This window comes from Streptomyces sp. NPDC096132, from assembly GCF_044763345.1.
Classification (GTDB): Bacteria; Actinomycetota; Actinomycetes; order Streptomycetales; family Streptomycetaceae; genus Streptomyces.
In genome coordinates this window covers 436,151-458,782 of the sequence record NZ_JBIWGA010000001.1, presented here as the reverse complement: position 1 = coordinate 458,782, position 22,632 = coordinate 436,151, and the positions used below count along the sequence as shown (strand labels likewise).

16 protein-coding genes are annotated in these 22,632 nt (G+C 72.5%); 6 read left to right on the top strand and 10 right to left on the bottom strand.

Going from position 1 to position 22,632, the window contains the following annotated elements; translation table 11 throughout:
* Positions 1-28 precede the first annotated feature (28 nt).
* Positions 29-1,096 (top strand): hypothetical protein, encoded by a 1,068-nt coding sequence (locus tag ACIRF9_RS02030; protein ID WP_403814852.1) that lies wholly within the window; start codon positions 29-31, stop codon positions 1,094-1,096.
* Between the two features lie 70 nt (positions 1,097-1,166).
* On the opposite strand, the gene ACIRF9_RS02025 is transcribed toward ACIRF9_RS02030, so the two are convergent.
* The 3 genes from ACIRF9_RS02025 to ACIRF9_RS02015 all read right to left on the bottom strand — a co-directional run bounded on the left by ACIRF9_RS02025 (position 1,167) and on the right by ACIRF9_RS02015 (position 5,078).
* A complete protein-coding gene (locus tag ACIRF9_RS02025) occupies positions 1,167-2,348 on the bottom strand; it encodes a glycosyltransferase (RefSeq protein WP_403816075.1) in 1,182 nt (393 codons plus the stop codon).
* 226 nt (positions 2,349-2,574) lie between these two features.
* Complete coding sequence (locus ACIRF9_RS02020) at positions 2,575-4,341, bottom strand: TIGR03767 family metallophosphoesterase (protein WP_403814849.1); 1,767 nt, start codon at positions 4,339-4,341, stop codon at positions 2,575-2,577.
* A gap of 272 nt (positions 4,342-4,613) precedes the next feature.
* Entirely contained in the window at positions 4,614-5,078 is a 465-nt protein-coding gene (locus tag ACIRF9_RS02015) for an NUDIX hydrolase (protein WP_403814846.1), read from the bottom strand.
* Positions 5,079-5,298: 220 nt separating this feature from the next.
* Here ACIRF9_RS02015 and ACIRF9_RS02010 point away from each other — a divergent pair, with 220 nt between their 5' ends.
* The gene (locus tag ACIRF9_RS02010; RefSeq protein ID WP_403814843.1) at positions 5,299-8,616 is read left to right on the top strand and encodes a S8 family serine peptidase; all 3,318 of its coding nucleotides are present in this window, start codon (positions 5,299-5,301) and stop codon (positions 8,614-8,616) included.
* Between the two features lie 54 nt (positions 8,617-8,670).
* Here ACIRF9_RS02010 and ACIRF9_RS02005 read toward each other — a convergent pair whose 3' ends face one another.
* Together ACIRF9_RS02005 and ACIRF9_RS02000 are read right to left on the bottom strand one after the other, a co-directional pair.
* Complete coding sequence (locus tag ACIRF9_RS02005) at positions 8,671-9,423, bottom strand: hypothetical protein (RefSeq protein WP_403814840.1); 753 nt, start codon at positions 9,421-9,423, stop codon at positions 8,671-8,673.
* A gap of 1 nt (position 9,424) precedes the next feature.
* A complete protein-coding gene (locus tag ACIRF9_RS02000; protein ID WP_403814837.1) occupies positions 9,425-9,958 on the bottom strand; it encodes a sigma-70 family RNA polymerase sigma factor in 534 nt (177 codons plus the stop codon).
* A 328-nt stretch (positions 9,959-10,286) separates the two neighbouring features.
* Here ACIRF9_RS02000 and ACIRF9_RS01995 point away from each other — a divergent pair, with 328 nt between their 5' ends.
* Positions 10,287-11,318 carry an aspartate-semialdehyde dehydrogenase gene (locus ACIRF9_RS01995; RefSeq protein ID WP_403814834.1) on the top strand — a complete coding sequence of 344 codons (1,032 nt, stop codon included), beginning with the start codon at positions 10,287-10,289 and terminating at the stop codon, positions 11,316-11,318.
* A 10-nt stretch (positions 11,319-11,328) separates the two neighbouring features.
* On the opposite strand, the gene ACIRF9_RS01990 is transcribed toward ACIRF9_RS01995, so the two are convergent.
* Positions 11,329-11,841, bottom strand: coding sequence for a DUF1203 domain-containing protein (locus ACIRF9_RS01990; protein WP_403814831.1), 513 nt, complete (start codon positions 11,839-11,841; stop codon positions 11,329-11,331).
* Between the two features lie 104 nt (positions 11,842-11,945).
* Between ACIRF9_RS01990 and ACIRF9_RS01985 the strand changes: the two genes are divergently transcribed.
* Positions 11,946-13,469 carry an FAD-dependent monooxygenase gene (locus ACIRF9_RS01985; protein ID WP_403814828.1) on the top strand — a complete coding sequence of 508 codons (1,524 nt, stop codon included), beginning with the start codon at positions 11,946-11,948 and terminating at the stop codon, positions 13,467-13,469.
* Positions 13,470-13,508: 39 nt separating this feature from the next.
* Here ACIRF9_RS01985 and ACIRF9_RS01980 read toward each other — a convergent pair whose 3' ends face one another.
* Complete coding sequence (locus ACIRF9_RS01980) at positions 13,509-14,369, bottom strand: hypothetical protein (RefSeq protein WP_403814825.1); 861 nt, start codon at positions 14,367-14,369, stop codon at positions 13,509-13,511.
* A 32-nt stretch (positions 14,370-14,401) separates the two neighbouring features.
* The gene (locus ACIRF9_RS01975; protein WP_403814822.1) at positions 14,402-14,773 is read right to left on the bottom strand and encodes a peptidase inhibitor family I36 protein; all 372 of its coding nucleotides are present in this window, start codon (positions 14,771-14,773) and stop codon (positions 14,402-14,404) included.
* A 184-nt stretch (positions 14,774-14,957) separates the two neighbouring features.
* On the opposite strand from ACIRF9_RS01975, the gene ACIRF9_RS01970 reads away from it, so the two are divergent.
* Positions 14,958-18,053: a tetratricopeptide repeat protein gene (locus ACIRF9_RS01970; protein WP_403814819.1), complete on the top strand. Its 3,096-nt coding sequence runs from the start codon at positions 14,958-14,960 to the stop codon at positions 18,051-18,053.
* Here ACIRF9_RS01970 and ACIRF9_RS01965 read toward each other — a convergent pair.
* Positions 18,037-18,942, bottom strand: a complete 906-nt coding sequence (locus ACIRF9_RS01965; RefSeq protein ID WP_403814816.1) for an SDR family oxidoreductase — start codon at positions 18,940-18,942, stop codon at positions 18,037-18,039. The two genes, ACIRF9_RS01970 and ACIRF9_RS01965, sit on opposite strands and share 17 nt — an antisense overlap.
* A 131-nt stretch (positions 18,943-19,073) precedes the next feature.
* Between ACIRF9_RS01965 and ACIRF9_RS01960 the strand changes: the two genes are divergently transcribed.
* Positions 19,074-19,949: a LysR family transcriptional regulator gene (locus tag ACIRF9_RS01960; RefSeq protein WP_403814813.1), complete on the top strand. Its 876-nt coding sequence runs from the start codon at positions 19,074-19,076 to the stop codon at positions 19,947-19,949.
* A 61-nt stretch (positions 19,950-20,010) separates the two neighbouring features.
* Here the strand turns inward: ACIRF9_RS01960 and pepN are convergent, their stop codons facing one another.
* Positions 20,011-22,578, bottom strand: a complete 2,568-nt coding sequence (gene pepN, locus ACIRF9_RS01955; RefSeq protein ID WP_403814810.1) for an aminopeptidase N — start codon at positions 22,576-22,578, stop codon at positions 20,011-20,013.
* Between the last annotated feature and the right edge of the window lie 54 nt (positions 22,579-22,632).

Genomic DNA, 22,632 nt, shown 5'->3' with positions numbered 1-22,632 from the left:
GGTGGATCGGGCGCGGAATCCCCGTTGCATGAACCACAACACGCCGCTCCCCCCGGCCTCCCCCCGCCCGCTGCGCCACCTCTCCCACGACAGCCGCCACCGTGTCCTGACCGCGGCCCAGCTCCGCTCGCACGGCGTCTCCCCGGCCGAGACCGCCGACCAGTGCCGCCCCGGCGGCCCCTGGCAGCAGCTCCTGCCGGGCGTGTACGTGCTCCACCCGGGACCGCCCACCAGCGAGGAGCGGCTGCACGCGGTGCTGCTGTACGCGGCCCGCGAGGTGACGCCGTCGAACGGGGTGCCGGCCCAGCCGGACGCCGACGGACCGCACCGCCCGACGTACCAGGAGGCGATGATCACCGGGCTGGCCGCCCTCACCCTGCACGGCTTCACCTCGGCTCCCCCGCTCCCCTCCCTGGAGCAGATCGACATCCTGGTCCCCCGGCTGCGCCGGCTGCGCTCGACCGGCTGCGCCCGCGTCGTCCGCACGGCGTCCCTGCCGGACCCCGAGCTGGTGACGGGCCTTCCGGTGGCTCCCGTCCCCCGGGCCCTGGCCGACGCGGTGGCGGGGCTGACCGACGCCGGGGCGGTACGACGGCTGCTGTCGGAGGCGGTGCGCGGGTGGCACTGCGAACCGGCCTCCGTCGTACGGGAGTTGAACAACGCCAAGCTGCTGAGCCGCCCGCACGTGGTGGACGCGGTGGACTCGCTGCTGGCCGAGGGCCGCGCGATCGCGGAGGACCGCCTCTACCGGATGGTGATCGAGTACGGCCTGCCCGACCCGGTCTGGAACGTGGACCTGCGGCTGCCGGGCGGACCGCACCTGGGCGGCCTGGACGCGTACTGGCCGGAGCAGGCGGTGGCGGTCGAGCTGGACACCCGCGCACCTCGGCAGGGTCATCGGCAGGACGACGACGCGCTGTGGTCGGAGTACGCCCGCAAGCGTGAGCACCTGGAGCGGCTGGGCATCACCGTCGTGTACATCACACCGAAGAAGCTGCGGGACGCGATGGAACAGCAGGCCGCGGTGATCCGCACGGCCCTGATGGCCTCGGGGGACCGCGATCCTGCCGCGTATGTCGTGGTGCTGCCCCGCTAGTGAGGGACCGGGGCGGAATCAGGAGGGGAGAAGAGGGGCCGCCGGTGACCGTCGGCCCCTCTTCGTGCGTTCACCCTTCTTCCGGGGAACCGACCGTCAGCGCGTCGCCCGCGTACACCCGGTCGATGAGCGCGGCGTAGGACGCGATCATCCTCGTACGGCTGAAGCGCTCGCGGCTCGCGGTGAGCGCGGGGGCGTACGTGTCCCGGTTCGCCACCGCCTCCGTCCAGGCCGCCGCGATCGCCCCCGGGTCCGGCGGGGTCACGAGGCCGTGGCCGGCCACGATCGCCGCGCTGTCGCCGACGTCCGTGGCGACCGGGACCGCGCCGCACATCATGCCCTCGATCAGGCACAGCGGGGCCGCCTCGCCCCAGGAGGAGGTCAGGGCCACCACGTCGGCGCCGGCGTACACCGTCTCCATGTCGTGGCGCACGCCGAGGAGGTGCAGACGGCCCCGGTCCTGCCCGCCGAACGCGTCCGCGATGTCCGCGGTCAGGCCCGGGTTCACCGCCGTCATGCCCGCCCCGCACATCAGGACGTGCCCGCCGGGCACGGAGCCCAGCCACTCCCTGGCCGCCGCCAGGAACAGCGGCACGTTCTTCATGCCGTCGTAGCGGGCCGCGAAGACGACCACCGGGGCGTCGGCCGGGACGCCCAGGGAGGTGCGCACCGCCAGGCGGCGGGCCGGGTCCGGGCGGAAGCGGATCAGGTCGACACCGTTGGGGATCACATGGAGCAGGCCGGCCGGGACGCCGGCCGCCTCGTACGCCGCCCGGGTGGACTCGGCGCAGCACACGGCCGCCGCCACCGTGCCGTCGGCGATCGCGGCCTTGAGGTCGCCCAGGGCGCGGCCCTGGTTCTCCGGGTCGGAGCGGTGCAGACAGACCACGACGGGGCGGCGCGGCAGGCCCGCCTGGCGCAGGAGCGCGAGGGGCTGCTCCTTGAGGGAGAGGATCACGTCGGCGCCGGCCGTCGCCCGAGCGGTGTCGGCCAGTTCCGGCCCGCTGAACACGGCCGGATCCGTACCCCCGATTCCGAACGTACGGCCGAGCGAGGTGACGCCCACGTCGGCGCCGGTGAGCGCCTTGTAGCAGGCGTCGTCCTCCATCCGCTGGCGGGTGGCCTCGCGGTGCACCTCGCCGTGGATGCACAGCACCTGGTGGTGCTGGCCGCCTTCCCGCAGTCCCAGCACCACATCGCTGTGCACGATCCGGGCCCCTCCGGAGAAGAACCCTTCATAGACCGACAGCACCCGAAGTCCGCGTCCCGTACGCACACGATCACCACCTTGCACCGATATCCAGCCACCCCCGCGACGCGCGGGCTAGCCGATATGAGGCGGTACGGACGTTTCGTACGCGTGAACGTGACGTCACATGTCTTCGTCCGATCGATGACGGCCCGGATGGATCACTTCCGGCGGGCTGGTTCCGGCGGAATTCTTACGGTAGATCACCGCCGGATCCGGACCCCTTTCGTCACCTCTTCTTCAGCACCAGTTCCGTGTTGCGGTCCTTCGCCTCGCCGCTGAGCCGCGCCCCGTCGAAGCGGGCGTTCGCCGACAGCTCGCGGTAGAGGGCGGCCAGACCGGTCTGGGAGAGGTCGGTGAAGTCGGTGCGGTGGGGGGCGGCGGACTCCACGAGGGTGGTGTGGAGGGAGAGGGTGCCGTCCTTGTTGTCGACCAGCTCGATCACCCGGGCCAGCTGGGGGAACTCCACGTGGGAGGCCGTGGAGATCTCCCAGAAGGTGCCGGCGGTGCCCCGGTGGGGCGTGATGTCGTTGCGGTGGATGTGGCCGTTCACCCAGGCGACGACGTTGCGGTGGCGGCCGAGGAGGGCCGTCAGCTCGGCGCCGGTGTGCCGCCGCTCCCGCGGGCGGGCCGGGTCGGGGCGGGTGTTCGACATGCTCTCGCTGGTGTGGTGGCTGAAGACGATCGCGTACGCGTCCTTGTGGGCACGCAGGGTCGCGTCCAGCCACTTCAGCTGGGCGGTACCGATCGAGCCGTTGTAGTGCCCGCCGGGGTCGGTGGTGTCGAGGCTGATGCCGATGACGTTCTCGGCCACGGGGAAGGTGTAGTACTGCGTGCCCGCGGCCAGGTTGCCGGCCGTGTAGCCGTGGCCCACCGGGCCCGCTCCCTTGTACGCCGGGTCCAGGTGGGCCCTGACGTGCTCGGCGGCGGTGTAGGGGGCGCGGCGCTCGTCCGGGGTGACCGTGCGCATGGCGCGGGTCTTGGACTTCAGCAGGTCGCGGATGACCGTGCCCCGGGGGTCCTTGTCCTGGCTGATGCTCTGCTGGAGCCGGGTCGCCTCGGCGGCGGTCAGTTCCATCAGCTTGCGGCCGCCCACCGCGAACTCGGCGAGCCAGGAGTCGCCGTGGGCGTAGCAGCCGAGCGGCATCGCGTCGTGGTTGCCGACGGTGGAGTACCAGGGAAGGGTCAGGCCGGGGCTGTTCACCTCGCGGATCGCGGCCGCGAGGAAGCCGTCCAGGTGCGGGAAGCCGCGCTGCTTGTAGGCGTCGCGGGAGGTGGCGTCGGGCTGCCAGTACAGGGGGATCCCACTGTTCTGTACACCCTCGTAGTGGCGCGGGTCGCCGGAGTTGGGGGCGATCCGGCCGCCGCTCATCACCGTGAGGTACCAGTCCAGCTCGGTGTGGGCGTTGTTGTCGGTGTTGTCGCCGGTGGTGACGACGAAGTCCAGCGGGGCGCCGGTGACGGGGGCGGCCCGCAGCGAGTTGACCCGTTCGACCAGCGACACCGCGCCCTGCACGGTCAGCGCCTCGTGCGGACGCCAGGAGATCTCGCTCGCGGCCCTCAGGTACTCCAGGCGCAGCGGGTGCTGGCTGTCGATCAGGTGCAGGTCGGTGAGCTGGACGAAGGCGGCGAGTGTCGTACGGCGGCCCGCGCGCCCGGACTTGGGGGCGGCGAGGTCGGAGCGGACGACGCGCTGCCAGCCGCCGGCGCTGCCGAGGCGGCGGTATCCGGAGCCGGCGCGCGGGGCGGCGACGGAGGCGAGGGTGGTGCCCTTGGTGTAGGGGGCGAGTGGGGCGGCGGGGCCGGCGGGCACCGCCGCGGCTTCCCGGGCCGGGGCAGGTGACCCGGCCGGCACGGTGGCGGCCGCGGCCTGGCTGTCGGTGGGCCGCAGGGCGTAACCGACGCCCGCGGAGACGGAGACGGCCGCGGTGGCGGCGAGGACGGTACGACGGTCGACCCCCAGCACGGAGGACGTGACAGAGCGTGTGCGCGACATGGCGCGATCTCCCCGAGTGCGAACGCGTCGGCAGTGGACGCGGGTCGGTCGCAGCCGCGAACGTCCCGCTCGTACCGGATGCTCGACACCGGGTATGGCCTGCGCGTGAACGCTTCCGCAACGTGAAGCGCCGATCGCCGTACGTGGATCACGGGCACCCTGGACCGCCCTCGGCTGCTCCTCGCACGGCCGGGAACCGGTCACTCCGCGTTCATCTGACGGGGTAACCGGAAGGGTCCGGGGAGCCGGGGCGGCTCCCGGAGGGAGACCGGCTAGCGCTCCTCGGGGACGAACACCCGTCCGTTCACGGGGCGTTCCCGCCACAGCTTCAGGGCGATGTCGACCAGCCGTACGCGGGTCAGGCCGGACACCGCGTCGAGGTCGTGCCAAGCGGCCAGGTCCGTGGAGCCGTTCACCTCGTTGCGCAGCTCGCCGCCGACGACCCGGCCCTCGTAGACGATCCGCAGGCCGTGGTGGTCGACGGGGCCCTGCAGTCCCTCGCGGCGGAAGACGTGGCGGAAGGAGTCCAGCCCGAGCAGGCCCGTCACCTCGACGCGGTAGCCGGTCTCCTCGTCCAGTTCGCGCACGACCGTGTCGAGGGGGTCCTCACCGTGGTCCATGCCGCCGCCGGGCAGCACCCACTCGTGGCCTCCGCCGGGCGCCGGTGAACGGGCGAGCAGGATCCGGCCGTCCCGGACGACAACGGCGTAGGCCGCCACCCTCAACTTCTGTCGCACACAACGACGTTAGCCCGGAGATCGTCCACAGCGGACGAATATTCCGCACACAGGGTTCTCGTAGAGGGTTTTCCCCATAGATCCATATCGTTTCGGTCAACACTCCCCAAACAACCGTCTCTTGCGTAAGGCTTTGCGGTCGTCCGGGACCGCGTCCCGGACGTTCGCGATCGGGCATGACCAGCCCGGTTGCCTGTTCCTTTACCAACAAGGGATGCCGATGACCTCCACCCCCCAGCGCGAACCGATATCGGGCGCCAGACGGGCGGCCCGCATAGCCGTGGCCGCGGGCCTGGTGGCCGCGCTGTCCGCGGCCGGACCGATCCCCCTGGCGTTCTCCGCCGACGCCGGCCAGGCCGCGGCCGCCGCCGACCCGGGCGTGAAGTCCGCCCACGACAAGCTCGGCTCCGACGACGCCGACCTGCTCGCCGAGGCCAAGGCCGACGGCGACAAGACCGTCACGATGATGGTCGCGACCGCGCCGGGCAGGACCGAGCAGGTCGCCGGGCAGCTGGACGCGGTGGGCGGCGGGATCGTCGGCCGGACCTTCGACAAGGTCGGCTACGTCCGCGCCACCGTCCCCACCGCCAAGGCGGACGCCGCGATCGCCGCCGCCGCCAAGCTGTCCTCCGTGCACGCCATCGACCTGCGGCAGGACATCGCGCTGGACGACCCGACGCCGAGCGCGGACACCGCGAAGGGCGCCAGGTCCGCGGCCACCGCGAAGACCTACTCCGGGCCGAACAAGAACACCCCCGCCGAGAACCCGTACAACCCGTCCTTCGAGACGGGCGCCGTCGACTTCGTGAAGAAGAACCCGAAGGCGGACGGCCGCGGCGTCACCATCGGCATCCTCGACTCCGGTGTGGACCTGGCGCACCCGGCGCTGCAGAAGACCACCACCGGCGAGCGCAAGATCGTCGACTGGGTGACGGCCACCGACCCGGTCTCCGACGGCGACGGCTCCTGGCGCCGGATGCTCACCTCCGTGGACGGCCCGCAGTTCACCGGGACCCCCGCCAACACGGGCGTCCCCGAGACCTTCAAGGCGCCGGCCGGCTCGTACAAGTTCAACTACTTCTACGAGTCCGTGACCGCCGCCGGCGACGAGCAGGGCGACGTCAACCGCGACGGCGACACCACCGACGCCTGGGGTGTGCTGTACGACGCGGCGACCGGCACCGTCCGGGTCGATTCCAACGACAACCAGGACTTCACCGACGACGCGCCGATGAAGCCGTACAAGGACGGCTACCAGGTCGGCTACTTCGGCACGGACAACCCGGCGACCGACGTCGCCGAGCGGATCCCGTTCGTCATCGAGACCCGCAAGGACGTCGTCTACAACGCGTCCGGCGCGAAGGCCGACTACGTCAACATCGGCATCATCTCCAGCGAGCACGGCACCCACGTGGCCGGCATCACCGCCGCCAACAGCCTGTTCGGCGGCAGGATGAACGGCGCCGCGCCCGGCGCGAAGCTCGTCTCGTCCCGCGCCTGCGTCTTCGGCCCGGGCTGCACCAACGTCGCGCTCACCGAGGGCATGATCGACCTGGTCGTCAACCGTGGGGTCGACATCGTCAACATGTCGATCGGCGGTCTGCCGGGCCTGAACGACGGCAACAACGCGCGCGCCGAGCTGTACACCCGCCTCATCGACACCTACGGCGTCCAGCTCGTGATCTCCGCGGGCAACGAGGGCCCGGGTGCCAACACCATCGGCGACCCCGGTCTGGCCGACAAGGTGATCTCGGTCGGCGCGGCCATCTCCAAGGAGACCTGGGCCGCCAACTACGGCTCGCAGGTGACGAAGAAGTACGCGCTGCTGCCCTTCTCCTCGCGCGGCCCGCGTGAGGACGGCGGCTTCACGCCGACGCTCGTCGCCCCCGGCGCCGCCATCAACACCACCCAGACCTGGCTGCCGGGCGCCCCGGTCGCCGAGTCGGGCTACACCCTGCCGGCCGGCTACTCGATGCTGCAGGGCACGTCGATGTCCTCCCCGCAGGCCGCGGGTGCCTCGGCGCTGCTGATCTCGGCCGCCAAGCAGAAGAAGATCGCCCTCTCCCCGGCGGACCTGCGCACCGCGCTGACCTCGACCGCGGACCACATCAAGGGCCTGCAGGCCTACGAGGAGGGCGCGGGCGCGATCAACATCGTGGACGCCTGGAAGTCCATCAAGAAGGGCGCCACCGCCCACGAGTACACGGTCAAGGCCCCGGTCGACACCGCGCTCGACCAGGCGCTGAAGACGCCGGGCTTCGGCACCGGCATCTACGACCGTGAGGGCGGCCTGAAGGCCGGCCAGAAGAAGACCTACGAGGTCACCATCACCCGTACGACCGGCGCCGACAAGGCGGTCCGCCACGAGCTGCACCTGGCGAACAACGCGGCGGACACCTTCAGGATCCTCGGCCCGGACGAGGTGAAGCTGCCGCTGAACACGCCGGTGACGGTGAAGATCCAGGCCAAGCCGCGGTCCGCGGGCCTCAAGAGCGCGATCCTCGAGGTCGACGACCCGAGGACCGAGGGCATCGACAAGCAGGTCCTCAACACGGTCGTCGTGTCGACCCCGGTGAACTACACGTTCCACGCGTCGAACACCGTGCAGCGCAACAGCTCGCAGCACTACTTCCTGACCGTGCCCGAGGGCGCGAAGTCGCTGGAGGTCGCGATCGGCGGGCTGAAGGACAAGAGCCAGACCCGGTTCATCTCGATCCACCCGTACGGTGTCGCGGTCGAGGACAGCTCCACCATCTACTGCTACAACAACTACCTCGACGGCAACGGCTGCAAGCCGGACGTCCGCTCCTACGCCGACCCGCAGCCGGGCGTCTGGGAGATCGAGGTCGAGTCGCGCCGCACCTCGCCGCTGCTCGACAACCCGTACAAGCTGGACGTCACCGTCTACGGTGCCGCGTTCGACCCGGCGACCGTGACCGTGCCCGAGGCGAAGGTCGGCGAGCCGGCCGCCGCCTCCTGGAAGGTGACGAACAACTTCGCCGCGATCGACGGCAAGCTGGTGGGCGGTCCGCTCGGCTCGTCCAAGACGACCCGCCCGACCATCGCGAACGGTGAGGACCAGACCACCACGGTCGACGTCCCCGCGGGCGCCAAGTCCCTCGACGTGCGGATCGGTGACGTCTCCGACGCCTCCGCCGACCTCGACCTGGTGGTCCTGGACGCGAACGGCACCCAGGTGGGGATCTCCGCAGACGGCGACTCCGAGGAGGCGGTCTCCATCCCGTCGCCCGCCGCCGGCACCTACACCATCGTGGTCTCCGGCTACTCGGTCCCGGCCGGGACGACGGCGTACGACTACGTCGACGTGTTCTACTCGTCCACGCTCGGCACCGTCTCCGTCGACGAGTCCACGCCGGTCAAGCTGGCCACGGGCGCCTCGGCGCAGGTCTCCGCGATCGTCACCCCCGCGGCCGCCGCGCCGGAGGGCCGGGCCTTCTTCGGCCAGGTCCAGCTGGTGAACGCCCGTGGCACCGTCACGGGACTCGGCAACGTGGCGATCGAGAAGGTCACCCCGTGACAGCCGTATGAGATGACCGAGGGGCGGGTGTCCGGGGGGACACCCGCCCCTTCGTCATTCGCAGCCGATGCCCTGCGCCACCGGCAGGGTGCGGGTGAGCGCCTCCCGCTCGGGGGCGATGTCGGCCTCGCCGGCCGCCCAGACGTCCGGGGCGGCGGCCCCCTTCGCGAAGCCGACCAGGACGTGGTCGCCCTCGGCGAGCAGCGGGTCCACGTCCTCCTCCATCACGAACTCGACCGTCCCCGGGCTCTTGGCCGGCTTGTACGAGCGGGTCACGCGCAGGGTGACCCGCTCCTCGTCCGTGCCGCGCACCGGCGCGATCGCCGTCACGTCGCCCTCGACGATCAGCCGGGCGCAGGCCAGATAGCCGGGGTCGCCCAAGGGGCCGCCGGCGTCCGCCTGGGCCTGCTTCTCGTCGGCCCCGCTGTCGTCGGAACCGCTGGACGCGCCGATGCCGGCCACGCCCGAGCCGGCCTCGAGGACCAGCCACCCGCCGCCGACGACCAGCACAGCGGCGGCGGCGACGCCCACGGCACGCAGGGCGCCGGGGAGGAACCGGCGCCGGGGCTGCCGCAGGGGCCGTACGACGGCCGGTGCGGGCTCCTCGGCGGCGGACTCCGTCAGGGCGTCCGCGATGAGGCCCAGCTGCTCCCTCAGCAGCGCCACGTCGGCCGTGGCGGACCGGTGGGCGGCCAGGTACCGGGGGTCGGCGCGGGCCTCGTCGGGGACGGGGTCGCCGGTGATCGCGGCCATGAGTGGATCCATGCCGCCGTACCTCTCGGGCTTGTCGTGCTCGTGTCCGGGCATGTCACACCACCTCGTCCTCGTGCAGGCGGGCGCGCAGGGCCCGGACCGCCGTGTGCAGGCGGCTCTTGACCGTGCCCTCCGGGACTCCGAGCTCCTGGGCGATCGAGCGCACCGGCAGGTCGGCGAAGAAGCGCAGGACGAGGACCTGGCGCTGGGTGTCCGGCAGGTCGTCCAGGCCCTGGGCGACGGCGAGGGAGAGCACGCTGGTGTCCTCGCCGGAGGGGAACTCGTGCTGGCGCAGGGAGGCCAGCCGCTCACCGAGGCGCTCCTGGCGGCGCTTGGCGCGGTGCCAGTCCATCGCGAGGTTGGAGGCGACGACCGCCGCCCAAGCGGAGACGTCGCGCGGTGCCTCGTACCCCTTCGCGGCCCGCTCCAGCAGCCGCAGGCGGACCTGCTGTACCCCGTCCAGCAGGTCCGCCTGTGGCACCCCGCCCAACGCGAGCACCGCCCGCACCCGGCGTTCCTGCGCCGCGTCCAGGGGGTCACCGTGTCCGGCGTCGTCCCCCTGGCCGCGGCGGGTCATTCTGCGCAGCACAGACACCCCTCCCCCAGCCGCGTTTCTCCTACGACGCCGCAGGGGGCGGAAACGTTCGGTGCCGGCGCGAGGATTCTCCGGAAAACCCGCAGAGGCGTACGTCACACCGGTGCACGGGGCAGCACAGCTTGCGGTGCGGGGCCGCCGTAGGGGGAATTTCTCCAGCTCAGCGGGGTGTGGGGGGAAGTTCCGCAACCGTTGATCACGGCGGGCCGTCCCAGTCCTCGGGCATGGCGGTCAAAGAATTGGACAGGCGGGCCGGTGTCGGCCGCATGATGGAAAAGCAGCGGCCAGGCAATGTGTACGTAACGAGACAGAGGGAGTCGCCGTGAGGGTCGGAATCGTCGGAGCCACCGGTCAGGTCGGCACGGTCATGCGCAGGATCCTCAAGGAGCGGGCTGCGTCTTCCCCCCTTGGCCCGGTCACGCAGCTGCGCCTGTTCGCCTCGGCCCGCTCGGCGGGCACGGAGCTGGACGGCGTGACGGTGGAGGACGCGGCGACGGCCGACTACAGCGGTCTGGACATCGTCCTGTTCTCGGCGGGCGGCGCCACGTCGAAGGCGCTGGCGGAGAAGGTCGCCGCGCAGGGCGCGGTCGTGATCGACAACTCGTCGGCGTGGCGCAAGGACCCGGACGTACCCCTGGTGGTCTCCGAGGTGAACCCGCACGCGATCGCGAACCGCCCCAAGGGCATCATCGCCAACCCGAACTGCACGACGATGGCCGCGATGCCGGTCCTGAAGCCGCTGCACGAGGAGGCGGGCCTGGAGGCGCTGGTCGTCGCCACCTACCAGGCGGTGTCCGGCTCCGGTCTCGCGGGCGTGGCCGAACTGCACGGCCAGACGCAGAAGGTCGTCGCCGACGCGGACAAGCTCACGCACGACGGCGAGTCGGTGGACTACCCCGAGCCGCAGGTCTACAAGCGTCCGATCGCCTTCAACGTGATCCCCCTGGCCGGCTCGATCGTCGACGACGGCCTGAACGAGACCGACGAGGAGCAGAAGCTCCGCAACGAGTCCCGCAAGATCCTCGAGATCCCGGGCCTGAAGGTCTCCGGCACCTGTGTGCGCGTCCCGGTCTTCTCCGGCCACTCCCTCCAGGTGAACGCCCGCTTCGCGCGTCCGCTGTCGGCGGAGCGCGCGACGGAGCTTCTGTCCGAGGCCGAGGGCGTCGTCCTCACCGACATCCCGACGCCCCTCCAGGCGGCCGGCAAGGACCCGTCGTTCGTCGGCCGCATCCGCGGCGACGAGACCGTCGAGCACGGCCTCGCCTTCTTCGTCTCCAACGACAACCTGCGCAAGGGCGCGGCGCTGAACGCGGTGCAGATCGCGGAACTGGTCGCGGCGGAGCTGGGCGGCTGATCTCGGCGGCTCAGCGGCCCACCTCGTAGAGGAAACAGCCGTACTCGACGGCCCGGACGTGTACGAACGCCACGTCCGGGTCGTCGAACGCATTCCGGAAGGCTTCGCCCAGCCCACCGACCTCGACGAGAGCCCCGCCCAGGATGTGGCCGTCATAGGAGTAGCGGCGGACCGTGCGGTGGGCGTTCGCGAAGGGAGGGCCGTCAGCGGCCGCCGGCCCCGGGCAGGGCTCCGCGTGCACGAAGACCGGCCCCTGCTCGTCGTAGGCCCCGGGCTCGGCCCCCGTCCGGGCCGCCCACCGCCGCAGCGGCGCGTACGACACGAGCGCGACGGTCTCCCCCGGCGCGCCGCGCCGCAGGCAGCACCGCAACGGCGCGCCGCCCTCCCCGTCGACGAAGGGCACGGCCGCCCGCCCGGCGTCGTCGACGACACGCAGTTCCCCGAGCACCTCCCGGGGAATGGGCCGCGTGGTGTAGACAGCCTCTGTAGCGGTCGCATCACTCATGGTGGTCGCATCACTCATACGGCCCACCCTGCCGCCGGACGCCGCACGGCACCGGCGGAATCCGGACGTCGAGGCGGGCCGCCCTGCGGCGACCGGCAAGCATCGGCATCCCAGGAGGCAAGATGACCGGCACCACCGACAGCACCGGCACCACCTCCCGCCCCGTGATCGTCGTGGGCTCCGGCCCCACCGGCCTGCTCCTCGCCGGAGACCTCGCCACCGCCGGCGTCGACGTCACGCTCCTCGAGAAGCGCCCGGCCACCCTCAGCAACCTCTCCCGCGCCTTCGTCCTGCACGCCCGCACCCTCGAACAGCTCGATGCCCGCCCGTCTCCCACCACCGCCCTCAACGGACGCGCTTCGCGCGCACCTCTTCCGCGGAGCCTGGCCGACGAGGTGGAGGCGGTGGGCCGGCGCCTCGACCGCCTGCGTCTCTTCGGCCGTCTCACCATCGCCCTGGACACCCTCCCCTCCCGCTTCAACCATCTCCTCGTCATCCCCCAGTACGAGGTGGAGAAGGCGCTGCAGCGGCGCGCGGTGGAGGCCGGGGTGGAGTTCCGCCACGAGACCGAGGCGACCGGCGTCGACCAGGACGCGGACGGCGTCACCGTCACCGTCCGCACCCCCGCCGGGGAGACGGAGAAGCTGCGCGCCGGGTACGTCGTCGGCACGGACGGCATGCGCAGCGCCGTACGGAACGCCCTGGGGCTGGACTTCCCCGGCCGCTCCGCCATCCGCTCCGTCGTCCTCGCGGACGTCCGGCTCGCCGAGGAGCCCGAGACGCTGCTCACCGTCAACGCCGTCGGCGACGCCTTCGCCTTCCTCGCGCCCTTCGGCGACGGCTACCACCGGGTGATCGGCTGGAACCGCGCCCGTGACGTCGCCGACAGCGAACCCCTCGACCTCGAGGAGGTCAAGGAGGTCACCCGGCTCGCCCTCGGCCATGACTTCGGGATGCACGACGCCCGCTGGATGTCCCGCTTCCACAGCGACGAACGCCAGGCCCCCGCCTACCGCGTCGGCCGTGTCTTCCTGGCCGGGGACGCCGCGCACGTGCACACCCCGGCCGGCGGCCAGGGCATGAACACCGGGCTGCAGGACGCGGCCAACCTGAGCTGGAAGCTCGCCCAGGTGATCCACGGCCACGCGGGCCCGGAGCTGCTCGACACCTACCAGGCCGAACGCCACCCGGTCGGCAGGGCCGTGCTGCGCAGCAGCGGCGGCATCGTCCGCCTCGCCATGGCCAAGCGGCCCTGGACGCTGGCCCTGCGCTCCGCCCTCACCACCTTCCTCGACACCGCGGCCCCCGCCCGCCGCAGGGCGGTCGGCCAGATCACCGGCATCGGCTACCGCTACCCCGCCCCGCGCGGGGCCCACCCTCTCACCGGCGCCCGCGTCCCGGACGTCGCCCTGGCCGGCGGCGGCCGCCTCTACGAGGCCCTGCGCGGCGGCCGGTTCGTCCTGATCACCCCGGGCGGGTACGACGACGAGCGGGGTGCCGCCCGCAAGGACCGGCTCACCGTGGAGCGCTGGGCGAGCGACCGGCGTACGGCTCTCCTCGTGCGGCCCGACGGTTACGTGGCCTGGGCCTCCGACACGGCCGACGCGAGCGCCATCGAGGCGGCCCTGGCCGCCCACGTCGGCTGACGGGCGCAGCGTGCCGTCCCCCGTACGGCACGCTGCCGCTCATACTTCCGTGGCGGCGAGTGCCTTGCGTCGGTCCGCCGCGTAGCTCGCCACGGTCTTTCTGTCACTCGCCGTCAGCAGGCGCTTCTCGACGCCCCGTTGCACATCGCGGACGGCTTGGGAGAGTCCGGTCTCGACCTGGCAGTCCGCGTCGGCGCGGGCCGTGCGGATCTCGTCGCGGCCGAGTGCGCGCAGGGTGTCCTCGTCCGCCGCGGCCTTCCGCAGCCGCGAGTCGACCGCCTCGCGCGGTGCCTGGAGGTCCTTCGCCGGATGCCCCGCCTTCGTCATGCACGAGGACCAGCGCCGGACGGCGGCACGGTAGCCGGAGTCCGCCTCGACGGCGCCGATCACACGGTTCGCCAGGGCCACGGTGACGGGAGCCACGGTGTTCCAGTCCGCCCCGTACACCTCGGTGCGGGCCCGGGCGACACAGCCGTCGGTGGAGTACTCGAGGCTGACACCGTCGGGCAGCCGCAGGCTCACCCGGTGCGCCGACGTGCCGGTCAGGGCCTGCTGCCAGGCCGCCTTGCGTGGTTCGTCGGCCGGCGCGGGAGTGGACCGCCGGTACAGGTACTCGCCGACGAGCCCGTACCCGTCCTGGGCCGCCTTCTCCGGGGTGAGCAACCCGTAGGGGTTGGTCTCCTCATTGCGGGCGGAGGCGGTCCGGGGCTGTGCCGTGTAGCTCTGGCCGCGAGAGGTCATGCAGGCGGCGACGGCACGCTCCTCACGGTCGTGCAGGCGTACGGCGTCGGCGTAGCTGAGCGCGGTGGCCCCGGACAGGGGCCGCACGTCGAGTGCGGCCGGCCCGCGGCCGGGCCCCCCGTCGGGGGAGCAGCCGGCCGCGGTCAGCGCAAGGAGCACCGTGAGGAGTGTCCGCCGCGCCGTGGATGCGCTCACACGCACCAGTCGTTCGAGGCGACGTTGTGCCAGTACACGGTGTTCGCCAGGGTGGGGACGTAGTAGCCCCGGGGGATCACGAAGCTGGAGCCGGTGTAGTTCAGGCCCGAGTAGACGCGGACGTTGCAGTTGTTGCCGTTGTTGCGCAGCGACTCGGCGTTGTCGAACTTGGTGAACCTCAGGAGGTCGGAGTTGTCCGCGTAGACGTCGCCGTAGGCGCTGTCGCCGTCGGGGGCGGTGTAGGCGCACAGCGCTCCGGAAGGACAGGACCACGCCGCGTTCGCGGGGGCGGCCGTGACGACCGCGCCGGTGGTGGCCAGGGCCACGCTTCCCAGGACGACGCCGGCCTTGGCCAGGATCCGCTTCATTCTCTGTGTTCCTCCATCACTCGGGCCCCGCCCACGGGACGGGAGTCGTCCGTGGCGCGGAGCGTTGCCATGGACACGATGGAGTGGGGAGGTGGGCGAGAAGCTTGCGTGAATCTTGCCTCGCAGGTGGCCGGATGGTTTTCTGACGCCCGGGGGGCAGGTCGGCGTGCGCAGGGGAGGCCGCGTGACGGGATTTCGGCTGCTGGGGCCCGTGGAGTTACGGGTTGCGGGCCACTCGGTGGATCTGGGCCCCGCCAAGCGGCGTACGGTCCTGGCGGCGCTGCTGGTGGACGCGGGCCGCTGGGTGTCCGCCGAGACGTTGATCGACCGGGTCTGGGGCGAGGACCCGCCCGCGCAGGTACGTCCCACGCTCTACGCCCACATCGCGCGGGTCCGCCGGGTCCTCGCCGACGCGGTCCCGCAGCTCTCCGGCGGTGCCGAAGGCTCGCCCACCATGCCGCCACCGTTGCTGCGCGGCTCGGGAGGCTACCGGCTCGACATCCCGCCGGACCTGGTCGACGCGCACCGGTTCCGGAGTCTGGTCACGCGGGCCCGTCGGGCCGGCGGCTCCGACGCGGCGCGGGTGGCGCTGCTGAGGGAGGCGACGGGGCTGTGGCGGGGCGAGCCGTTGGCCGGCCTGCCCGGTGAGTGGGCGGCGCGTACCCGGGAGAGCTGGCGGCACCAGCACATCGACGCGGTCGTGGCCTGGGCGGACGCCGAACTCCGCGTCGGCGGGCACCTCGGAGTGGTCGACACGCTGTCCGTCCTGGTCGCCGAACACCCGCTGATCGAGCCGCTCGCCGTGGCGCTGATGCGGGCCCTGCACGCCGCCGGGCGCGCTCCGGAGGCACTGTCCTGCTACGCCGCCCTGCAGAAGCGGCTGGCCGACGAACTCGGCACCGGCCCGGGCGCCGAGGCGCGGCGGGAGCATCAGGCGCTCCTGAGCGGCGAAGGCGCCGCCGCACCGGCCGCCCGCCGTACACCGCCCGGGACCGGCACCACTGGCGCCGGCGCCGGTGTCCGGGCCGTCCCCGCGCAACTCCCCATGCAGGCAGCGGGTTTCACCGGCCGCGAGGAGGAACTGGCCCGGCTGGAGAAGGTCCTGGGCGCGGCGGCGGAGCGGCCGGCCGCGGTGGTGGTCTCGGCGGTGTCGGGCACGGCCGGGGTGGGCAAGACGGCACTGGCGGTGCACTGGGCGCACCGGGCCCGGGACCGGTTCCCCGACGGCCAGCTGTATGTGAACCTGCGCGGCTACGACCCCGACCAGCCCATGACCGCCGCCGACGCGCTGGTCCGGTTCCTGACCGCGCTCGGGGTGTCCGGGCAGGACGTCCCACTGGACGTGGACGACCGGGCGGCGCGCTACCGCACCGAGGTCGCCGACCGACGGATGCTGATCGTGCTGGACAACGCCGCCACCGTGGAGCAGGTCCGCCCGCTGTTACCCGGTTCCGGCACCTGCGCGGTGCTCGTGACCAGCCGCGACAGTCTGGCCGGGTTGGTCGCGCGGGAGGGCGCCCACCGCCTCGACCTCGACCTGCTGCCGGCCGCCGCGGCCCGCACCCTGCTGCGCCGGCTCGTCGGCGCCCGCGCCGACGCCGAGCCCGAGGCGGTCGACGCCCTCGCCGCCCAGTGCGCCCGGCTGCCGCTCGCCCTGCGGGTCGCCGCGGAACTCGCCGCGGCCCGCCCCGCCACGCCCCTGGCCGATCTCGTCGCCGAACTGGCCGACCAGCAGCGGCGACTGGATCTGCTCGACGCGGACGGCGATCCCCGTGCCGCCGTCGCCGCGGTGTTCTCCTGGTCGCTGCGGCATCTGCCGGCGGACGCGGCGCGTGCCTTCCGGCTGCTCGGCCTGCACCCCGGCCCCGACCTCGACGCCCACGCGGTCGCCGCGCTGAGCGACAGCGGTCCGGCGCAGGCCCGGCGTGTCCTCGACGTCCTCGCCCGCGCCTGTCTGGTCCAGCGTGTGGACGGCGCCCGGTACGGCATGCACGACCTGCTGCGCGCCTACGCCACCCGCCTCGCCACGGCCGAGGACGCGCCGGAGGCCCGCGAGGCCGCGCTCGACCGGCTGTTCGACCACTACCTCGCCGCCGCGGCCGCCGCCATGAACTCCCTCCACCCGGCCGAGGCCCACCTGCGGCCCGCCGCTCCCGAGGCCGCCACCCCCGCCCCCGACCTGTCCGATCCGGAGGCCGCGCGCGCCTGGCTGAACACCGAGCGGGCGTGTCTGACGGCGGTCGTCGCACACGCCGCCACCCACGGTCGGCCGACCCACGCCATACGGCTCGCCCAGACCCTGCACCGCCACCTCATCGGCGGTCACCCTTCCGACGGACTCGCGATCCACGGCCACGCCCGGGACGCCGCCCGCCGCACCGCGGATCCGGCGAGCGAGGCCCAGGCCCTGCTCGGTCTCGGCACCGCCCACTGGCAGTCGGCCCGGCACGAGCCGGCGGGCCGGCACTACCAGGAGGCGCTGACGCTGTTCCGGCGGGTCGGCGACGCGATCGGCCAGGCCCGCGCCCTGATCAACCTCGGTCTCGTCGCCGAGCGGCTGGGGCGCTACGGGCCGGCCTGCGCGTATGTGGAACAGGCGCTGGCCCTGTACCGGGACGCCGACGACGAGCGGGGCGAGGCGCTCGCCCTGAAGAACCTCGCCACGATCGAGCGGCGGCTGGGCCGTTACGGACAGGCCGCCGACCATCTTCAGCGGGCTCTGACCCTGTTGCGGCGAACCGGCAACCAGTACCTGGAGGCCCACGCGCTCAACGACCTCGGCATCGTCGAAACGCGACTCGACCGGTACGGGCCGGCCGCCCACCACCAGGAGCAGGCCCTGGCCCTGTTCCGCCAGGTCGGCGACCGGTACGGCGAAGCCGGGGCACTGCACAGCCTCGGCACCATCCACACCCGCCTCGACCAGCCCGAACAGGCCACCGAGTACCACCGGCAGGCGCTCACCCTCTACCGCCGCAACGGCGACCGGGACGGCGAGGCCAGGGCGCTCAACGGGCTCGGCGAGGCCGCCCGTGCCGACGGCCGGCACACCGACGCGCTCACCCACCACACCGACGCGCTCGCCATCGCCGAGGACATCGGCAACCCGGGCCAGCAGGCCCGCGCCCACAGCGGACTCGGCGACGCCCACCGTGCCCTCGACGACACCGACCCGGCCGTGCGGTGCTACGAGCGGGCGCTGGTTCTCTACTCCGAGCTGGGCATGCCCGAGGCCGACGGCATCAAGGCGAGCCTGTCGCTCTTCACCGGTTCCCGTTGAAGTAGTGCCCCTCTTCGAGGTCCGCGAGGAGCCCCGGCCCCGTCGGCTCCCAGCCGAGCCACTTCCTCGTCAGCGCGCTCGACGCCGGCACGTCGAGAGCGGTGGCGATGGCGAACCAGCCGAAGTGCGCCGGCGCGTCCTCGGGGGCGACGGGGGCGACCGGCAGGTCCAGCTGTCGGCCGATGACGGCGGCGATGTCGCGCAGCGGTAGGCCCTCCTCGCCGACGGCGTGCAGCCGGCTGCCCGCCGGTGCCGACTCCAGCGCGAGCCGGACCAGACGGGCCGCGTCCGAGACGTGCACGGCGGGCCACCGGTTGGCGCCGTCACCGATGTGGGCCGCGAAGCCCTTCTCCCGGGCGAGGGAGATGAACTGCGGGACGAAACCGAGGTGGTCGCCCCGGCCGTGCACGGACGGGGGAAAGCGGACGGACGAGGTCCGCACCCCTTGCCCGGCCAGCTCCAGCACCGCGGTCTCCGCCCGGCCCCGGAGCGCGCCGAACGACTCGGAGTCCACGCTGTCCTCCTCCGTGCCGACCGTTCCCGGGGCGAGGCCGGCCGTCCCCGAGGAGATCACGAAGGGCTTCCCCGAGCCCTCCAGCGCCGCCCCGATCGCCCGCACGGCCCGCAGGTCGGTCGCGCACGCTCCGGCGAAGTCCGAGAAGTCGTGGATGAAGGCGAGGTGGGCGACGCCGTCGGCCGCGACCGCCCCCGCGCGCAGACTGTCGAGGTCGGAGAGGTCCCCGCGGTGCACCCCGGCCCCGGCGGCCGTCAATGCCGCCGCGGCCCTGTCCGAGCGGGCGAGCCCGGTGACCTGGTGACCCGCGTCGAGGAGGTCACGGACGACGGCGGAACCGATGAAACCGGTGGCACCGGTGACGAACACACGCATGGCGAAGCCCTTCGAAGAGGAAGTGAGTGGCGGTGACTCCATCCTCGGAAGGAGCGGCCCCGCGCGTCCAAAGCCTCTTTCGTATGGCGCAATACGCTTTGGGCATCACGGCAGGTGGATAGGCTGGAGACATGGCCGACCTCGATCTCCGGCTGGTCCGGTACTTCGCCGCCGTCGCCGAGCACCGCCACTTCGGCCGCGCCGCCGAGGCCCTGCACATCACCCAGCCCTCACTGAGCCGGCAGATCCGCCGGCTCGAACAGCAACTGGGCGCCCGCCTCCTGGACCGCACTCCGCGGGGCACCCGGCTCACCGAGGCGGGCGAGGTGTTCCTGCCCGGGGCCCGGGCACTGCTGCGCTCCGCCGCACAGGCCGCCGCGCAGGCCCGGGCGGCGGCCGAGCCCGGCCGGATCACCGTCGGGTTCTCCAGCGGGCTGATCGTCACCCCGGCGGTGCGCGAACTGCGGCGCCGGCACCCGGACGCGGACGTACGGACCATGCACCTGGACTGGACCGAGGCACGCGCGGCCCTGCTCGACCGCACGGTGGACGCGCTGGTGGTCCGGCTGCCCTTCCCCGGCGACGGGCTGGACATGACCGTCCTCTACGAGGAGCCCAGGGTCGTGGTCGTCCCGCTCGACCACCGGCTGGCCGGCAAGGAGTCCGTCACCGTCGACGACATCGCCGACGAACCGCTGCCCCAGGTGAGAGGAGCCGATCCGGAGTGGAGCGCCTTCTGGCGCATCGACCCCCGCCCGGACGGCCGTCCGGCGCCCGACGGCCCCTTCGTGCAGGCCCTGGAGGACAAGCTGGAGGTCGTCGCCGAGGGCCGGGCCCTGGTCATCACGGCCGGGATCCGCGGCCACCATCTGCGCCCCGACCTCACCACCGTCCCGCTGCACGGCGTCGAGCCCAGCCAGGTCGCCCTCGCCACCCGGTCCGGCGACCGGAGCCGCCTGGTGACCGCCTTCCGCGCGTGCGCGCGCAGCCACCTCACCGGGACATGAGCGAGGGCGCCCGGTGCGACACCGGGCGCCCTCACCACCGTAGGAACGACTGCACGGACGACTACCGCGCGTCGGCCGCCTGGGCCTTCAGGGCGCGCTCGACGCCCGCGCGGGACTCGGAGACGAGGCGGCGCAGGGCCGCGTTCGGCTCGGCGGAGGACAGCCAGGCGTCCGTCTTGTCCAGGGTCTCCCGGGAGACCTGGATCGTCGGGTAGAGGCCGACCGCGATCTGCTGGGCGATCTCGTGCGAACGGGAGTCCCAGATGTCCTTGACGACCTCGAAGTACTTGTCCGTGTACGGGGCGAGCAGCTCACGCTGGTCCGTCTGGACGAACCCGCCGATGACGGCCTCCTGGACGGCGTTGGGCAGCTTGTCGGACTCGACGACCGACGCCCACGCCTCCGCCTTGGCCTCCGGCGTCGGACGGGCGGCCCGGGCGGTCGCCGCGTGACGCTCACCGGCGGCCGTCTTGTCGCGCTCGTACTCGCCGGCGATCTCCGTCTCGTCGAACCGGCCGACCGCCGCGAGGCGCTGCACGAACGCCCAGCGCAGCTCGGTGTCGACGGCCAGGCCCTCGATCGTCTGCGAGCCGTCCAGCAGGGCCTCCAGCAGGTCCAGCTGCTCCGGCGTACGGGCCGTGGCCGCGAACGCGCGCGCCCACGCCAGCTGGTGGTCGCCGCCCGCCTCGGCCGCCCGCAGATGGGCCAGGGTGGCGTCGGTCCAGCGGGTGAGGAGGGCCTCGCGGGCGGTCGGGTCGGCGTACAGGTCTACGGCGAGCTTGACCTGACGGTGCAGCGACTGGACCACGCCGATGTCGGACTCCTTGCCGATGCCGGACAGCACCAGGGACAGGTAGTCGCGGGTGGGCAGTTCGGCGTCGCGGGTCATGTCCCAGGCCGACGCCCAGCACAGGGCGCGGGGCAGGGAGGACTCGAAGTCGCCGAGGTGCTCGGTGACGAAGGCGAGGGACTGCTCGTCGAGGCGGACCTTGGCGTACGACAGGTCGTCGTCGTTGAGGAGGACCACGGCCGGGCGGCGCCTGCCCACCAGCTGCGGTACGGCGGTCAGCTCGCCGTCGACGTCCAGCTCGACGCGCTCGTCGCGCACCAGCTTGCCGCTGTCGTCGTCGAGGTCGTACAGGCCGACGGCGATGCGGTGCGGGCGGAGTGTCGGCTCGCCCTTGGCGCCGGCCGGGAGGGCCGGGGCCTCCTGGCGGATCGCGAAGGAGGTGATGACACCGTTCGCGTCCGTCTCGATCTCGGGGCGCAGGACGTTGATGCCGGCGGTCTCCAGCCACGCCTTCGACCAGGCCTTCAGATCACGGCCCGAGGTCTTCTCCAGCGCGCCGAGAAGGTCGGAGAGGCGGGTGTTGCCGAAGGCGTGCGCCTTGAAATACGCCTGGACGCCCTTGAAGAACTCGTCCATGCCGACGTACGCGACGAGCTGCTTGAGGACGGACGCGCCCTTGGCGTAGGTGATGCCGTCGAAGTTGACGAGGACGTCGTCCAGGTCGCGGATCTCGGCCATGATCGGGTGGGTGGACGGCAGCTGGTCCTGCCGGTAGGCCCACGTCTTCATGGAGTTGGCGAACGTCGTCCAGGAGTGCGGCCAGCGCGACTCGGGGGCGTACGCCTGGCAGGCGATGGAGGTGTAGGTGGCGAACGACTCGTTCAGCCACAGGTCGTTCCACCACTCCATGGTGACCAGGTCGCCGAACCACATGTGCGCCAGCTCGTGCAGGATGGTCTCGGCGCGCAGCTCGTACGCCGCGTCGGTCACCTTGGAGCGGAAGACGTACTGGTCGCGGATGGTGACCGCGCCCGCGTTCTCCATCGCGCCCGCGTTGAACTCCGGTACGAACAGCTGGTCGTACTTCTTGAACGGGTACGCGTAGTCGAACTTCTCCTGGAACCAGTCGAAGCCCTGCCGCGTCACCTCGAAGATCGCGTCCGAGTCGAGGAACTCGGCGAGGGAGGGACGGCAGTAGATCCCGAGGGGGACGCTCTGCCCGTTCTTCTCGTACACGCTGTGGACGGAGTGGTACGGCCCCACGATGAGCGCGGTGATGTAGCTGGAGATCCGCGGCGTCGGCTCGAAGACCCAGACGTCGTCCTTGGGCTCGGGCGTCGGCGAGTTGGAGATGACCGTCCACCCGTTCGGCGCCTTCACCGTGAACTGGAAGGTCGCCTTGAGGTCCGGCTGCTCGAAGGACGCGAAGACGCGACGGGCGTCCGGCACCTCGAACTGCGTGTACAGATACGCCTGCTCGTCGACCGGGTCGACGAACCGGTGCAGGCCCTCACCGGTGTTGGTGTAGGCGCAGTCGGCGACGACCCGCAGGACGTTGCGGCCCTGCAGCAGGCCCTCCAGCGCGATCCTGGAGTCGTTGAAGACCTCCGCCGCGTCCAGCGGGTCGCCGTTGAGCGTGACCTCGTGGACGGTCGGGGCCACCAGGTCGATGAAGGACTCCGCGCCTCCCTCGGACACGTCGAAGCGCACCGTCGTCACGGACCGGTAGGTGCCGCCCTCCTGCGCGCCGGAGAGGTCGAGATCGATCTCGTACGAGTCAACGGTGAGCAGCTTCGCCCGCTGCTGCGCCTCTTCGCGAGTCAGGTTTGTGCCAGGCACGCGGTCATCTCCTCGTTATGTGTGGGTTGCGCCATCCTTCCACGGGAGGGGTGT

Coding starts and splice junctions, on each gene's coding strand:
- ACIRF9_RS02020 (WP_403814849.1), bottom strand. CDS start 4,341: ATGTCGCGCACACGCTCTGTCACGTCCTCCGTGCTGGGGGTCGACCGT.
- ACIRF9_RS01975 (WP_403814822.1), bottom strand. CDS start 14,773: ATGAAGCGGATCCTGGCCAAGGCCGGCGTCGTCCTGGGAAGCGTGGCC.
- ACIRF9_RS02010 (WP_403814843.1), top strand. CDS start 5,299: ATGACCTCCACCCCCCAGCGCGAACCGATATCGGGCGCCAGACGGGCG.
- ACIRF9_RS02005 (WP_403814840.1), bottom strand. CDS start 9,423: ATGCCCGGACACGAGCACGACAAGCCCGAGAGGTACGGCGGCATGGAT.
- ACIRF9_RS01965 (WP_403814816.1), bottom strand. CDS start 18,942: ATGCGTGTGTTCGTCACCGGTGCCACCGGTTTCATCGGTTCCGCCGTC.
- ACIRF9_RS01960 (WP_403814813.1), top strand. CDS start 19,074: ATGGCCGACCTCGATCTCCGGCTGGTCCGGTACTTCGCCGCCGTCGCC.
- ACIRF9_RS02030 (WP_403814852.1), top strand. CDS start 29: ATGAACCACAACACGCCGCTCCCCCCGGCCTCCCCCCGCCCGCTGCGC.
- ACIRF9_RS01990 (WP_403814831.1), bottom strand. CDS start 11,841: ATGAGTGATGCGACCACCATGAGTGATGCGACCGCTACAGAGGCTGTC.
- ACIRF9_RS01985 (WP_403814828.1), top strand. CDS start 11,946: ATGACCGGCACCACCGACAGCACCGGCACCACCTCCCGCCCCGTGATC.